The sequence below is a fragment of the Eubacterium sp. An3 genome (assembly GCF_002159465.1).
GTDB lineage: Bacteria > Bacillota > Clostridia > Lachnospirales > Lachnospiraceae > Anaerobutyricum > Anaerobutyricum stercoris.
The window spans coordinates 30,099-43,934 of record NZ_NFIR01000028.1 but is presented as its reverse complement, the minus strand read 5'-3'; the positions used below and the strand labels follow the sequence as shown (position 1 = coordinate 43,934).

Below are 13,836 nucleotides of genomic sequence, written 5' to 3'. Positions count from 1 at the left end.
AAAGCCGCCGTGTCAGCGTATAGGCGTCACTCCTTTGTCGAGGGCATAGGGAACGGCGGCCTTGATGTTACTCAAAACCGCCGCAGTACCCTGAAAATCCATTATGGGCGCACGAAGCTACCTGCCCTGCAACGGTTTTTTTCTTTCCCCGTCTGGCGGGGCAGGATAGCTTGGCTTATTCGGTTTATTCTTGCTCTTGTGCGGCTGCCTCTTTCAGCCGCGAAAAGCTCTCATCGCTGATGATGTGTTCAATTCGACAGGCATCGGCCTCTGCAATCCTGGGGTCAACGCCTGCGGCGATAAGCTGCTCGGTAAAGAAGCAATGGCGCTCGTAGATTTTTTCGGCAACCTCACGGCCTACATCGGTCAGATGGAGAAAGTGATCTTCGTCCATTGTGAGAAAGCCGCCGTCCCGCAAGGTAGCCACTGCATGGCACACGCTTGGCTTTGACACCTCCATGTGCCGGGCCACATCTACGGAGCGTACCATACCGAGTTTCTTTTGGAGAACAAGGATGGTTTCCAGATAATCTTCCCCGGACGCATGAAGTTTCATCAGTACCTCCTTATTGCAAGCTAAACACTTAACTTCCAATTTGCAGAAGCCGTCTGCAAATCGACCAGCCTGTGATATAGCCCGTTTTCCTTCATAAGTTCCTCATGGGTTCCATTTTCGACTACAATGCCATCCGACAGCACGACGATGTTATCAGCAGCTTCAACTGTTCTCATTCTATGGGCGATAATAAGAACCGTCTTTCCCTTGACCAGCTTTGAAATTGCATTTTGGATTTCTGTTTCATTGTCTACGTCAAGAGAGGCAGTAGCTTCATCCAGGAGAATAACAGGAGCATCTTTCAAAAGAGCGCGGGCGATAGAAAGGCGCTGGCACTCACCGCCAGATAATGTTGAACCGTTTTCTCCGATCACCGTCTGATAGCCGTCCGGCAATTTTGAAATAAATTCATCACACTGAGCCGCTTTCGCTGCGGCAATCACTTCTTCGTCCGTAGCGTCTTTCTTGCCAACACGAATATTCTCCATGATGGTGTTGTTAAAAAGTACGACATCTTGAAAAACGATAGAGTAATTTTTCATCAGCATGGTTGAATTGAGTGGGGCAATATCGGTTCCGCCTAAAAGTATTCTTCCTCCATCCAGCGGATAGAATTTTGCCGCCAGCTTTGCAACGGTACTTTTGCCTCCACCAGATGGGCCGACTAATGCTGTGACTTGTCCCTGCTTTGCGGTAAACGAAACATCCCGCAGCACTGGTTTGCCTTTTTCGTAAGAAAACCGGACATGGTCGAAAGTAATATCGTATCCGTTTGTACGGATCTCTTTCTCTCCGGTTTCTTCCGGGTAATTTTCAATTTCTTTCAAGCGGTTCACTTGAAGCTGTACGGAAAACAGCTCTGCCATATTTGCCATTGCCCCGGAAAGCGGATCATACAGGCGGGAAGCAGCAATCAAAAACAGGATATAGGTAAACAGGGATGTATCTCCATTTACCACAAGACTGTTACCCACAACAATTACCGTTGCCAAACCGAGCCGCAGGAACATCTGTCCAGTTGTCAGCAGGCTTGCTGTCGTCATTTCAGAGGAAATCTGTGCCTTTTCCGCAGCATCCATCTTCGCATCCAGTTTGCGGAGATAATCTTCCTCCTGATTGCAGGCTTTTATATCCTGTACGGTTTCCAAACATTCCTGAATGCCTTCGGCCAGTTCTAATCTGGCGTTCATGTGTTTTTTGCTAAGTTTTTCCTGACATTTCCGGGACAGGATTACGATTGCAAAGGAAATCGGAGCTACCCAGAGAAGCGCCAGCCCCATCTGCCAGTTGAAGATCAACAGACCAATACAAACAATACCAGTTGAGATAACAGCTCCAAAGAATTGCGGAACTGTATGGGAAAATGCGTGTTCAAAATTTGCACAGTCCCCCATAATGGTGCTTGTCAGATCAGCAAGATCGCGCTGATGGAAAAAGGTCAGCGGAAGAGTACGCAATTTTTCCGCAAGACCAATGCGCCGCCTTGCGCTTTCGTCATAGGTTCCGAGATATGTTGCAGTGTACTGGCAATAGTGGAATATAAAAACAACGGCTAAAATCACTATTCCAATCACCGTATAAACGATGGCGCTGATTTCCGGTGCATTCGTTCCCAAAACAGGCGCAAGAAGTTGATTGAGGACGATGGCCAGAAGAATAACCGGAAACATAAGACTGATATTTGCCAGTACGGAATAAATAATTCCTTTCAGCAGGTCTTTTGCACCCTGATCGCTTAACGCATACTTGTTCTTCAATGCTTTAATCATGCTGTTCGCCCTCCTTTCCGACCTTCCATGCAATCGATGTCTGGTAATCCTTCCACATGGAGGAATAAATTCCATTTAAGTTTAATAGTTCTTCGTGTGTTCCCCTTTCTGCAATCTGTCCATCCTTAAAGACCAGAATGAGATCTGCATCCTGTATCGTAGAAAGCCGGTGGGCTATCATCAGAACAGTTTTATTTTGGGTCAACCGCTCAAAGGCAAGCTGTATCTGATGTTCGTTCTCGGCGTCTGCAAATGCTGTGGCTTCGTCAAGCACGATAATAGGAGCATCTTTTAAGACTGCTCTTGCCAACGCAATCCTCTGGTTTTCGCCGCCTGAAAGATAAGTACCTCCTGTTCCAACGAACGTATCAAGTCCATCCGGGAGCCGGTCAATAATATCTTTGCACTGTGCTTCATTGGCCGCTTTCATCACTTCTTCCCTGGTGGCGTCTGGACGGGCCGCCTTAATATTATTAAGTAAGGTATCTTTGAACAGACGGGTATTCTGAAACACAAAAGCAACTCTTTTCATCAGTTCTCGTTTTTCAATATTGCGGACATCCACGCCGCCAATCGTAACGGAACCTGACTGAACATCATAAAATCGGGGGATGAGGCTTGCCGCCGTACTTTTACCACTGCCAGAAGCTCCAACAAGCGCAACCGTTTTCCCTGCTGGAACCACAAAGCTGATATGGTCTAAGACTTTTTCTTGGGCACCTGGATAGGAAAAAGATACATCCGAAAACACAATCGAAGCGTCTGCCGGAATCATAGGATGCTCCGGCTCCTTTAATGGCTTTTCCTGCAAAATTTCGTCCACTCGGCTGACTGCGCTTTTTGCGGCCATAAGCTGCTCACTGGCAAACATGATACGGTTCATCATAGTTGCACAGACCGGGGTAAACAGACTATAAAACAGGAAATCCAGTACAACATTTTCATAAGCCGCCTGTCCGCTGATCCCAGATAGAATAAACATAACCACCGGAATGAGCAAAACAAATGTGCCGTTCAGCGTTACTGTAAATCCGGTAAGAGGAATACGACATTTCAAAGCATACCCGGAAGCAAATTTCTCATATTCTTCTATCGCTGCATGGAAATTTTTGAAGGAGTAAATTGTCTGCTGAAACACCTTTACAACAGGGATACCGCGAATGTATTCCACGGCCTCTTTGTTCATTGTTTCCAATGCGGTCATATACTTGCCCATAAACTGTGCATTATCTCCACCCATCATCTGTTTCAAAAAGATGACGCTGATCCCCATAGGTATCAGACAGCAAATTCCCAGCCGCCAGTCAAAGAGGAAAATCAAAACAATAACCGCAACCGGCATGACGGCTGCACCGGTCAAATCCGGGAGCTGATGGGCCAGGAACCCTTCTGTAAGTCCTGCATTATCATCAATGATTTTCCGCAGCCGTCCACTGGCATTTTGTCTGAAATAGCCCAACGGCAGTGTCACAATATGGTGAATTGCTGTTTTCCGCATATTGGTCGCTGTACGAAACGCCGCCAGGTGGGTACAGTTCAAAGCGATGAAATAAATTAAAATACTTGCTGCTGCAAACACGACTGCTATCCACGCATAACGAGTACTTTCCGTTGCAAGAGATATATCCCCCGCAGCGAATGCCTGGATCAAATCACGGATAACAAGCCATATACAAACAAAAGGCAGCATAGACAAAATGGTACTAATCCCGGAGAGGACACAGCCCAAAATGGTCAGAACATGGTAATTCCCTGCGTAACTGAACATTCTGGACAGCTCTCCATTTTTTTGCTTATCCATAAGCAAGGCTCCTTTCGCAATAATAGGCGGGTTAGCCTTTTCTAACTCACCTATTATCATAAAATCATTCAGTTGTTTTTGCCACTCCATACAGGGCGCGCCTATCCAATCAGACACATAACTCACTGACACATGAGACAGGAATATAACCGGGGCAGACTTCCTTGCAAGGGAAATGTTTCTGCATGACCTTCATCAATGAAGTGAAGAACTCGATTACAAGTCATAGAGGCAAATTCATAGTCATGGGTAATGATTAAAATTGTCTTTCCTTTTTGAGCCAGTGCCTTCAAATGCTCGGATATTCGCACCATATTTTTGTAATCAAGACCGCTGGTGGGTTCATCTAAAATCAAAATGGGTGTATCTATCCAATCAGATACAGCAAGAGTGAGCCGTTGCTTCTGCCCGCCGGAAAGGGTAGCCGGGTGCCTTTCTTTCCACTCAAACAGACCATACATTTTCAGCAGATCATCCCTCTGCTCCTGCGTACTGCCTTTTCCGTTCAAGAGCAATTCTTCCTCTACGCTGTCCCCAAACAACTGGCAATCTGTATTCTGCATAACAAAATAGGCAAAGTTCTTTCGTTTGCCTTTCGGAACATCTTTCCCGTTATATAAAATCTGTCCTGCTTTTTCTTTTTGCATTCCGCAAAGAATGTTTGACAAAGTGGTTTTTCCTATCCCATTATGGCCTACAATCGCAATCAGATCACCGGCATACGCCTGAAAAGATATATCATGGAAAACCGGATGTTTACGGTAGGAAAAGGCCAGCCCCTTTACTTCCAAAGTCACATCCGTTTCTTTTCTGGAAGGAATGCCTACTTCAATGTGGCGTAAATCCGCTGCCCTTATTCCGATATTTTGTCTTTTTGCCTCCGGCATGGAAAGTAATTCTTCAGGTGTCCATTCTTCTTTTATGCTCCCGTTTTCCATGTAGAGGAAGCGGTCTGCAAGGCCAGTAAGATAATAAAGCCTGTGTTCAGCAACAATGATTGTGTGACCTTCTGATTTCAGCTCACGCATCAGATTTTTCAGCGCCTCAACAGAATACATATCCAGATTGGCCGATGGTTCGTCAAACACATAAATTTCCGGATTAACAGCGTTGACGGAGGCCACCGCTATTTTCTGTTTTTCACCGCTGGACATGGGATAAATTTCTTTCCCGCGTAGCATATCTCCGTTAATGCGTTTGATAGCATTTGAAACCCGCCCATCCAATTCCTCATAAGGAACGCCGTAATTCTCACAACCGAATGCAATTTCATCCTCTGTAATGCTGGCAAAAAACTGGCTCCGGGGATCTTGAAAAATCGAGCCCACTTTTTTCCCGATTTCATACAGAGGATATTCAGATATGCTCTGCCCCAACAATGTGATGCGCCCTTTCATCGTCCCTTCGTAAAATTGTTCAGCTAATCCGTTTATCAGCCGTGTTAGTGTTGTCTTTCCACAGCCACTTCCGCCAGTCAGTACAAGGAACTCGCCTTCTTTTACATCAAGGTCAATATGATGGATACTTTCTGTTTCCGCTCCCGGATATTCAAAAGATACATCTTCAAACTGGATAACGGATCGTCTTGTCTTGAAATTTTCCATTACGCTACCGTCCTTTCCAGCACAAAATAGAGCGCTGTTACGCAAACAGCAATCACGCACATAATCCAATCCTGTTTTTGAAATTCTATCTTTCTGCGGCAGGTATGTTTCCCCGGATTGGATATTCCTCTGCTTTCGGCAGAAGCAGCAAGTTCTTCTGCTATTCTGGACGAGCGGAAAATAACAGGTGTAACAATATACTCCATCGCGTCCAGAGGGTGTTTCCATGACAGTAGTTTCCGCAGCCGAAGGGCGGCAAAAACATCGGAAAACTCGCTACGGACGGTGGGAAAGAAGCGCAGCATAAAAGTCACGGGTAAAGCAATTCCATCGGGAGCATGGATTTTCTTGAAAACGGCCACTACTTCTCCTGGTGGCATACCAATCACAGGCTGCGCCGCCATAACCATCATTAAAATACGAAGCACCATGAACAAGAACATTTCCGGCATAAGAATCGTAATGCCTTGTCCTCCTGAAATCAGCCGCAGTACAATAAAAACACCGCAGACGATCAAATATTTTATAGTCTGCCTGCCAAAGCCCTGAATAATCAGATACACACTTAAAACTCCCAAAAGCGTGTATATCAAAATGTCGCTTGTGAGCACCGCCACAAGCGACATAGTGAGAACTATGACAAGCAATTTGGTTCGGAAATCAAATTTCATGTTCATAGCTTATTTAATCGCGCCACTCTTTCTGAAGTGCTTCACAATCAGTTTATTGCTAATCATACAGCCGAGAACGGCCAGAATAGCGGTGACAGCCAGGCTCAAAATAACATACTTCGGATCAGTGTAATACTGGGTCTGAACCTGAACCTGTTGCTCGCTGACACCAGTGGCGAGGAACGCATCTCTGAAAAACCAGATTTCTGACATACCATGTGCAGCACGAACCAACGCTGTGATTACCCACGAAATAGACACACGCTTAATGTCATGGTAAGCATTTTTTCCGCACATGGAAAGTTCTGCAATGATACCGCCGCCCAAAAACCACGGAATCATAAACGGCCCCATCATCAGTCCAGCAATAATCGCCCACATGATATTGTAGACAAGGGCAGGGCCATGCTTGCCGACTTTCATGCACATGTAAACATAAAACGGAGCAAGGATAAGTGCTGCGCCAGCGGCATTGAAAATCATGGAGTAGAACAGAGAAGCGCCGGTCAGGGTTGAGTAAACCATAAATACAACGAACATGACCGCGCAGAAGATACCGATGATAGCCGCATCTTTGACAGTATATTTGTTACCTGTCGATTTTTCATTTCCCATTTGGAAATCCTCCTTTGTCTTTTAGAAAGTTAGCACTATCTAACCAGCTATTCAAAAAATAGGCCAGCTTCAAGCGTTCTTTCTGCTTTTATCTGACAAAGGATAGTTTAATATAGCTCAGACTTCTTCGCCACTCCATATAGACCGCTTCTATCCAAACGGACACTCTTTCTGAACTCTGTTGGAGAGCAGCCATACGTTCCCTTGAAGGCAGAAGTGAATTTGTTCGGATTTTCATATCCAATTTTGCTTGCAATCTCCGTCACTGATAACTCTGTCTCCAGCAGCAGCTTTTGAGCGACTTGAAGCCGGTAGGTACGGAGATAGGAATAAACAGAGGTTCCATAGACACCCCGGAAGCATTTTTTCAGCGATGTTGTAGAAATCTTAAACTTTTGAGAGAGCTGCTCGATCGTGTGGTGTGTCGTTAAATCCTCCGTTATATATGATGCTACTGCCTTAATCAAGGCAACTTGATTTTGGTTGAAATAATCCGTCTGCAAAACTTCTTCTGCCGTATTGAGGTCACTTAAAAACAGGAGCAGTTCCAGCATTTTAATTTTCATGTATCCCGGTTTTCTTTTTTCACGGACATGATAGAGTTCCGAAAAAATATGTTCAATAGACGGGTTAGCCCGCATGATGCAGCAGCGGTTGCCTTCGCATATATATTTTTGTATGTAGTGCAGATCAATATTTAGTAGCTCCATAATTCGCCGCACCTCCGGCAACAGCTCATCCAAATTAATGATAATGGAAATGCCGTGATAGTGGTTCAGCGGAAAACACGAGTTTGACTTTTTCTTCATCATAGAACTGATAGACAGGTCACCTTCCGCCATATAGCAGCAGCTATTTTCGCCAAAACTACACTCAAAGCGCCCGATTAAACAATGGTTGATCTCTATCATGTTTTTTGCGGTAATCTGGTTTTGGTTGCAATATCCTATGTGCATATCGTTGTAGTAAAGCTCAATACCAGGAAAAATCTGATAAACAGTAATTCGTCCATACCCTGTTTCATTCGACAGCCTGAATATTTTACAGTCCTGACGTAATTCATCTTTGGCTTCTTCCGGGGAGCCATATAGTTTCGTCCCTTCAAATTCATCTGGCAATTCCGGCTGTGATAATAGCTCAATCACGCCAGAGAGTGCTTGTTTTTCAAAGGTAAGCACTACCCACGCCTCCTTTTGGTTTGTTGTATCTAACTGTTTTCAGTATAGGCGCGATAAAGAGCGCTGTCAAATGTTTTCCTGCAAAAAGAAATAGATGAGAAATCCTCTGTTTCCGGGTAGGATTAGGTATAAATCAATTCCTGAAAGATAAATCTGGCAAGCAATGCCCCAGGATAGCCACGGCTCCCTGGCGCTGCTTGTTGAGGGATACCCCCAAGCCCCTTTGAACGCAGAATTTCATTCTGCGGCTGCGCGTTCCACGAACGCTTTTGACCATGACCAGCTCATCGCTGGCCGTGGCCTTTTTCCTTTTCGGCATCCTGTTCCGCCTCCATATTTAGAATACGATCCACATTCGCCTTAGCCGTCAAAAGATCCCGCATTTCTTCGCGGGAGCGTCGGTATTCTCCGTAGGCTTTTTTCTTTTCATCCAACAGATGGGCGTACTCCGCTTGCAGGCTTTTGACGGTGGGCAGCTTCTTAACGCCCAGATCATCAAAGGCGTTTTTGGCGGCCTGATGAAGCAGAATGTCCGCCTCATGTTCTTCACGAAATTTCTTTGAGTAACCTGCTTTCCGATAGGCCACATAGGTCTCACGGGTCTTGGCATAGTTTACGATGTGGGTACGCAGTACGGCAATCTCCGCCATGCGCTTTTCCGCTGCCTTGATTTGGGCAGACAGCTCGTTGTGGCGTGCTGTTGCTGCCTCCGCTTTTTCCTCCAGCACAGCATAGTCCAGAAGGTTATGCTCGGTCAGAAAATTCATGGTCTGCGCCATCTGTTTCAGGTTGAACACCTTGGCCCAGCGGGCATATCCGGCACCTTTCCCGGCCTGGAGTTTTGCCTGAATGTCTACCAACAGATTGACCTTCGGTGGGGCGGTTTGCACAGCGGATTTCTTCCGAGGCGTATGCTCTTTCTGACCGGAGAGGACCGCCAGCAGATCGTCCAAAGTGTAGCCTTCACCCAGGCTGTCCAGCCGGGCCACTTTGTCCCAGCCGGACAGCTTTAGCCGGTAAGATTTTCCACGCTTTGATACCTCACATCCATCATCACGAAGCAGCAGAAACAGCGCATCCAGGTCGGCGGGTTTCTGCGCCAGCGCCTGGTCGATAGCCATACGCAGCTGCTCCCGATGGGAGAGCTTCGCCTGATCGCCCAGCCACTTGTTGTAGCTTTTTCCGTGAGGTTTTGGATTCTCCACGATAGACAATCCATTCTCGATACAGATGGTATCGCTCAACCGCCGGACAGCTTTTGTGCTGCCCCAAAAGTTGCGGAATTTCCGATCACAGTCCAGAGTGACGGAACTCCATATTATATGATTGTGGACGTGGGCTTTGTCGATGTGAGTACAGACCACAAAGGCGTGTTTGCCCTTGGTGAACCGCTTGGCAAATTCAACGCCCAACCGGTTGGCTTCTTCCGGGGTGATCTCGCCCGGCACAAAAGACTGCCGCACATGATAGGCAATCACATCATCCTTGCCCCGGACCCGGCCAGTGGCGGCGATGTACTGGCGCTTTGCCAAAAGGAACTCGGCGTCAGCGGTCCAGCCATCGCAGGCAAAACCGGTAATGAGCTTGCCGCCGTCTGTCTTTTGTGGATTTGCCACATAGTCGATGATGTCGCTGATGGCACGGCTCTCCGTGCGGCCTTTGCCAACGTGCAGCGGCATGATGCGGGTCGTAGCCATGTTCATAAACCTCCCTTCAAAAAAAGACAGCCGTTTTTGGCTGTCCGTAAATTTGTGTTTGATTTTTATGTAGCCTTACTGGCCGGTACTTCCTGATAGAGCCAGAAGCAGAACTCTATCTTGCATAGACCAGCGGATGATAGATATATCCACACAGGCATCGTTTGCCGCTAAAAACAGATTAGAAAACACCTTATGGATTGCTCGGTTCCCTAACGAGGGAAGGACAAAGCACCCTGATTCCAGAATGATTTTCCCCAGGGAATTTTCCTTTTCCTCCACGATAATATTGCAGCTGATAGATTCAGCCATCCACAGAGCTTGCTCCGTGATTTTATGAAAGAGTTGTATCTGTTTCTCATCGGGGAGCCGTTTCCATTTGCTGGCGTATTCTTCTCCCTTCCGATAGATTTCCTGCAATTCTTTCCTGGTTTTTAACCTCTCGATTTCCCGTTCCGCTTCTGTACGGCTTTCTTCCTCCTGACGAACTTCCTTTTCAATCTCGTCCCACTGTGCTTTCGCCAGATCGTAAAACCTTTTTTCAATCCTCATAGACATTTTCCTCCTGCTGCAGGCTATAAAAGCTGTCCAGCACTCGGTATGACAAGCGAGAGGATAAGGAGCAGCTTTCCTGCGTACAATGATATTATACGTTATTGTGGATATATCCACAATACTGATTTCAGGCCAGCCACCCTATAATTTACATAGAAAATCTGGGAAAAAGGTGGTGGACTGTTTGATTGATTTCAGCCCGCTTTGGGAAACGATGAGGGAGCGGAATATCACGCAATATTATCTTCTGCAAAACGGGATCGACAATAAAACGCTTGATTCGTTGAAGAAGAACAAAAACATTACATTGCTCACAATGGAGAAGTTGTGTGACATCATCGGATGCACACCGAACGATATTGTCCGTTTCAAAAAATAAGGCTGTCGAGAAAATTGAAGTCCTCGGCAGCCGTTGTTGTCTCCAGAGAAAAATAAGGACAGCCACAGCAGCTGTCCTTACTAATCTGGCTTTTCCGTATTTTGCCGTTCCTTCAGGCGTTCCACCTGTTTTGTGTCCACAAAGTGCGTGGCGTACCGTCTCTCAATCTCCGGGTCTCCGCTTTTACTGAACCGAAGTGGGATTACCGGTTTATGCCCCTGTCCGTTTTTCTTTTTCACGTCCCATCGTTTGTAATAACAGAAAGATGGCTTCAATCCAGTCTTTTGGGCGTAAACCCGCATCTGGTGCATGATAAAAGAGAGCTTGCGCAAATTCACCGTACAGACCCGTTCCAGGTAGTCCACACGCCCGAAGCGCCAGTCCTTATATTTCTGCTTTGGCAGGACGCCGATCTCCATCATTACATCCACTGGAGCCACATAGCCACGGCGTTGGCACTGGTGGTATATGGCGGAGTGTATCTTGCCGATCAGTTCCTTATCATTCATTCTTATCTTTTCCCCCGCTTTCCTTACCATCATATCACGGACTTTCTGAAAAATCAGCCATAAATCAAATCTTGAATGGCAAACTTCAAATCCTGTACCTTTCCCAACAGCCAGATGGCTGCCAGGGGCAGTCCGTAGGGGCTGACCAGAAACGCCAGTACAAGCAGGATAAGTCCGTTCTGCGGCGAGTAGGTAATCAGCACCGCCACACCCAGAAGGCCCAGCACCATGCTGACAAGCCCCAGAACCAGGCCGGAGACATAGACCAGACCGGTGCAGAGCCAGACAAACAGGGTCAGCACCAAAATCACTGGCGCGACAGCTATCTTCAACAACAGCTTCAGTAAAAATAAAACTCCCTTCATTTCGGTTCCCCCTTTCGGTATTGGGCCAGATAGCTCTGGCGCAGCTGCTCCAGTGCGGCCTCATCGCCTCGGTTCGGATCGCGGCGGCCGCCGGTGAGTTGAATTTCCTCAAATCCAAGACAATCTTCCAGCAGCAGATCAAACAGTTCCTCCGGCGTCCGGCAAAGGACGCCATCTACGCAGTAAGGCGAATCCCCGTTCCATGTTACCCGGAGATAGCCCCGCCTGCATTGCAGCACTTCTTCCTCCAGGTCACAGTCCAGGTAATCCCGGAAGATCTCTAACACCTTCTCAAAGGTCTGCATGGATTTCTCACTCCTTTGCGGCAGTCTCTTTTCTGGAATCTATTATCATGCAAGCGCACACAAATCGCAAGGATACGGGGTAGAGTAGGTTAGAGGGCTTTGGCCCTCTTTCCCCTCATCAAACCGTGCATGAGGTTCTCCCTCACACGGCTTTCCGACATTCTTCTTTCTACAGCATTACGTCATGCTCTAGCCATTTTCTTTAATCCTTTTTCGTAAATGCTATTTCTAACAAATCCCACCTTTGACATATGGTTACGCCTTTGGTGTTTCTTGTTATACCATCTTGTAAAAGTACAGATAATGTACCAGTCGAGCGTCTGCATCCACCTTTCGTTTGTCTTGGTAGAATAGTAATTCTTCCACCCTGTGATTTTCGGGTTCAGATTCTTTATTAAATCTTCCTCTTTTGCTACCAGCAGACTTCGGCTGTTTACATTCCTTTTGATTTCTGCTTTCATTTTCTTCATGGCTTTTCTGCTTGGATACTGATATGTTTCCTTATACAGTTGTCCTTTGCTTGTTTCCGTTGTCATTCTTCTGTGATGCATTCCGAGAAAATCAAATCCCTCTTTTCCATCCCACATGCTGACAATCTTCGTCTTCTTTGGATGCAGCTTTAAGTCCAGTTTTGCCATGATGTAACGCAATAAGTTCAGTGCATGGTTTGCACTTTTCTTATTTTTGCAAATGATTACTGTATCGTCTGCGTACCTCACAAGAATACCGTGGGTGAGTCCATACTTTTCCCACAATCTGTCCAGTGTGTTCAGGTAGATATTTGCCAGTAACGGAGATATAACTGATCCCTGACTTGTGCCCAGTTCAGAGATTGTCAGTATATTCCCGTATAATACTCCTGATTTCAGCCATTGCCTTATCAGCTTTTGTATTCTCCGGTCTGATATTCTCTGTTCTACTAACACCATCAGCTTGTCCTGGTTTACATTGTCAAAGAATTTCTCAATATCTGCATCTACTACATAGTAGCCTTTGTTGTTACATGCTTTTCTGACTTTTTCAAGCGCCTGCTTAGCACTTCTTTTGGGTCTGAAGCCATAGGAGCAGTCTCTAAAATCTGCTTCAAAAACTGGCTCTATAGCTATCTTTGCAGCCATCTGCACGATTCTGTCTTTGACCGTTGGTATTCCAAGGGGTCTTTTACTTCCGTCTGGCTTTGGTATCATCACCCGCTTTACTGGGGACGGTTTGTATCTGCCGTCCGCCAGTTCTGCTTTTATATCTGTCAGATATTTCTCAATTCCTATCGCTTCAATATCCTCAATTCCGATACCATCCACTCCACTGGAACCCTTATCAGCTTTTACCCGTTTCCATGCCTCGAAAAGTACATCATCCCGGTATACTTTATCGTATAGTGCATGAAATCTTCGGCTAGCACATTTCTTGGCTGTTAGATATAGTTTGTTTTGAAGTTGTCGAACTTTTTCCTTGGAGTTATTAGTCTGCATGACATTCTCTCACTCTTACCCTCTCTACAAACATGAATGAAGTAAGGAACCTTCCCATAGACTGCGTTTTCTTGCACAGCCATTATCGGTACTATGTTCCTCTCCGACTCCCTCCCATCAGAAATACGATTTCGCCAAGCTTATACGCTTTCTCTTTACCCTTCGGTGATGGGTAGGGTCTCTCCAGTTCCGAACCACACTTTTCATACATACCGCTTCCTCTATACCGAGAGATTCTTCCGTGCTGCTTTCCAGTTTCTTCACACGTTCCATGGTTTTCGCCCATATTCGCAGGACTCAACTTCTCTTTGCTCTCTTTCGAGACCTTTTTAACGATACGGCAGAATTCACTTTATGTTA

Annotated in this window: 15 protein-coding genes; 1 reads left to right on the top strand and 14 read right to left on the bottom strand. The window is 46.2% G+C overall.

All coding sequences use genetic code 11. From position 1 onward, the window contains the following. Positions 1–184 precede the first annotated feature (184 nt). The 9 genes from B5F87_RS16850 to B5F87_RS16805 all read right to left on the bottom strand — a co-directional run bounded on the left by B5F87_RS16850 (position 185) and on the right by B5F87_RS16805 (position 10,443). On the bottom strand, positions 185–556 hold the full coding sequence (locus B5F87_RS16850; RefSeq protein WP_073261157.1) for a metal-dependent transcriptional regulator: 372 nt from the start codon (positions 554–556) through the stop codon (positions 185–187). Between the two features lie 20 nt (positions 557–576). Then, a complete protein-coding gene (locus B5F87_RS16845) occupies positions 577–2,325 on the bottom strand; it encodes an ABC transporter ATP-binding protein (protein ID WP_087283127.1) in 1,749 nt (582 codons plus the stop codon). Then, a complete protein-coding gene (locus B5F87_RS16840) occupies positions 2,318–4,126 on the bottom strand; it encodes an ABC transporter ATP-binding protein (protein WP_087283125.1) in 1,809 nt (602 codons plus the stop codon). Before B5F87_RS16840 ends, B5F87_RS16845 begins: the two co-directional genes overlap by 8 nt. Before the next feature lie 122 nt (positions 4,127–4,248). Beyond that, the gene (locus B5F87_RS16835; RefSeq protein ID WP_087283123.1) at positions 4,249–5,730 is read right to left on the bottom strand and encodes an energy-coupling factor ABC transporter ATP-binding protein; all 1,482 of its coding nucleotides are present in this window, start codon (positions 5,728–5,730) and stop codon (positions 4,249–4,251) included. Next, positions 5,730–6,401, bottom strand: coding sequence for an energy-coupling factor transporter transmembrane component T (locus B5F87_RS16830; RefSeq protein ID WP_275532342.1), 672 nt, complete (start codon positions 6,399–6,401; stop codon positions 5,730–5,732). The genes B5F87_RS16835 and B5F87_RS16830 overlap by 1 nt, the downstream gene beginning before the upstream one ends. A 9-nt stretch (positions 6,402–6,410) precedes the next feature. Then, the gene (locus B5F87_RS16825) at positions 6,411–7,016 is read right to left on the bottom strand and encodes an MptD family putative ECF transporter S component (protein ID WP_087283120.1); all 606 of its coding nucleotides are present in this window, start codon (positions 7,014–7,016) and stop codon (positions 6,411–6,413) included. A 107-nt stretch (positions 7,017–7,123) separates the two neighbouring features. Then, on the bottom strand, positions 7,124–8,194 hold the full coding sequence (locus tag B5F87_RS16820) for an AraC family transcriptional regulator (protein WP_087283118.1): 1,071 nt from the start codon (positions 8,192–8,194) through the stop codon (positions 7,124–7,126). Between the two features lie 284 nt (positions 8,195–8,478). Beyond that, positions 8,479–9,891 carry a relaxase/mobilization nuclease domain-containing protein gene (locus tag B5F87_RS16810; protein WP_087283112.1) on the bottom strand — a complete coding sequence of 471 codons (1,413 nt, stop codon included), beginning with the start codon at positions 9,889–9,891 and terminating at the stop codon, positions 8,479–8,481. Positions 9,892–9,966: 75 nt separating this feature from the next. Next, the gene (locus B5F87_RS16805; protein WP_087283110.1) at positions 9,967–10,443 is read right to left on the bottom strand and encodes a hypothetical protein; all 477 of its coding nucleotides are present in this window, start codon (positions 10,441–10,443) and stop codon (positions 9,967–9,969) included. Positions 10,444–10,621: 178 nt separating this feature from the next. Between B5F87_RS16805 and B5F87_RS16800 the strand changes: the two genes are divergently transcribed. After that, positions 10,622–10,825 carry a helix-turn-helix domain-containing protein gene (locus B5F87_RS16800; RefSeq protein ID WP_242964544.1) on the top strand — a complete coding sequence of 68 codons (204 nt, stop codon included), beginning with the start codon at positions 10,622–10,624 and terminating at the stop codon, positions 10,823–10,825. 80 nt (positions 10,826–10,905) lie between these two features. Here B5F87_RS16800 and B5F87_RS16795 read toward each other — a convergent pair whose 3' ends face one another. The 5 genes from B5F87_RS16795 to B5F87_RS21600 all read right to left on the bottom strand — a co-directional run bounded on the left by B5F87_RS16795 (position 10,906) and on the right by B5F87_RS21600 (position 13,813). Beyond that, on the bottom strand, positions 10,906–11,334 hold the full coding sequence (locus B5F87_RS16795; RefSeq protein WP_044992668.1) for a hypothetical protein: 429 nt from the start codon (positions 11,332–11,334) through the stop codon (positions 10,906–10,908). Between the two features lie 53 nt (positions 11,335–11,387). Next, positions 11,388–11,699, bottom strand: a complete 312-nt coding sequence (locus B5F87_RS16790; RefSeq protein WP_021659634.1) for a CD1845 family protein — start codon at positions 11,697–11,699, stop codon at positions 11,388–11,390. Next, positions 11,696–12,004, bottom strand: coding sequence for a hypothetical protein (locus B5F87_RS16785; RefSeq protein ID WP_021659633.1), 309 nt, complete (start codon positions 12,002–12,004; stop codon positions 11,696–11,698). The genes B5F87_RS16790 and B5F87_RS16785 overlap by 4 nt, the downstream gene beginning before the upstream one ends. Before the next feature lie 182 nt (positions 12,005–12,186). After that, positions 12,187–13,476: a group II intron reverse transcriptase/maturase gene (ltrA, locus tag B5F87_RS16780; RefSeq protein ID WP_087283108.1), complete on the bottom strand. Its 1,290-nt coding sequence runs from the start codon at positions 13,474–13,476 to the stop codon at positions 12,187–12,189. A gap of 91 nt (positions 13,477–13,567) precedes the next feature. Further along, entirely contained in the window at positions 13,568–13,813 is a 246-nt protein-coding gene (locus tag B5F87_RS21600) for an NUMOD3 domain-containing DNA-binding protein (RefSeq protein ID WP_219718878.1), read from the bottom strand. Positions 13,814–13,836: the final 23 nt, after the last annotated feature.

Bases quoted from the DNA above. Each gene is read 5' to 3' on its own strand.
- B5F87_RS16850 (WP_073261157.1), bottom strand. From the start codon at position 556: ATGAAACTTCATGCGTCCGGGGAAGATTATCTGGAAACCATCCTTGTT.
- B5F87_RS16845 (WP_087283127.1), bottom strand. From the start codon at position 2,325: ATGATTAAAGCATTGAAGAACAAGTATGCGTTAAGCGATCAGGGTGCA.
- B5F87_RS16840 (WP_087283125.1), bottom strand. From the start codon at position 4,126: ATGGATAAGCAAAAAAATGGAGAGCTGTCCAGAATGTTCAGTTACGCA.
- B5F87_RS16835 (WP_087283123.1), bottom strand. From the start codon at position 5,730: ATGGAAAATTTCAAGACAAGACGATCCGTTATCCAGTTTGAAGATGTA.
- B5F87_RS16830 (WP_275532342.1), bottom strand. From the start codon at position 6,401: ATGAAATTTGATTTCCGAACCAAATTGCTTGTCATAGTTCTCACTATG.
- B5F87_RS16825 (WP_087283120.1), bottom strand. From the start codon at position 7,016: ATGGGAAATGAAAAATCGACAGGTAACAAATATACTGTCAAAGATGCG.
- B5F87_RS16810 (WP_087283112.1), bottom strand. From the start codon at position 9,891: ATGGCTACGACCCGCATCATGCCGCTGCACGTTGGCAAAGGCCGCACG.
- B5F87_RS16805 (WP_087283110.1), bottom strand. From the start codon at position 10,443: ATGAGGATTGAAAAAAGGTTTTACGATCTGGCGAAAGCACAGTGGGAC.
- B5F87_RS16795 (WP_044992668.1), bottom strand. From the start codon at position 11,334: ATGAATGATAAGGAACTGATCGGCAAGATACACTCCGCCATATACCAC.
- B5F87_RS16790 (WP_021659634.1), bottom strand. From the start codon at position 11,699: ATGAAGGGAGTTTTATTTTTACTGAAGCTGTTGTTGAAGATAGCTGTC.
- B5F87_RS16785 (WP_021659633.1), bottom strand. From the start codon at position 12,004: ATGCAGACCTTTGAGAAGGTGTTAGAGATCTTCCGGGATTACCTGGAC.
- ltrA (WP_087283108.1), bottom strand. From the start codon at position 13,476: ATGCAGACTAATAACTCCAAGGAAAAAGTTCGACAACTTCAAAACAAA.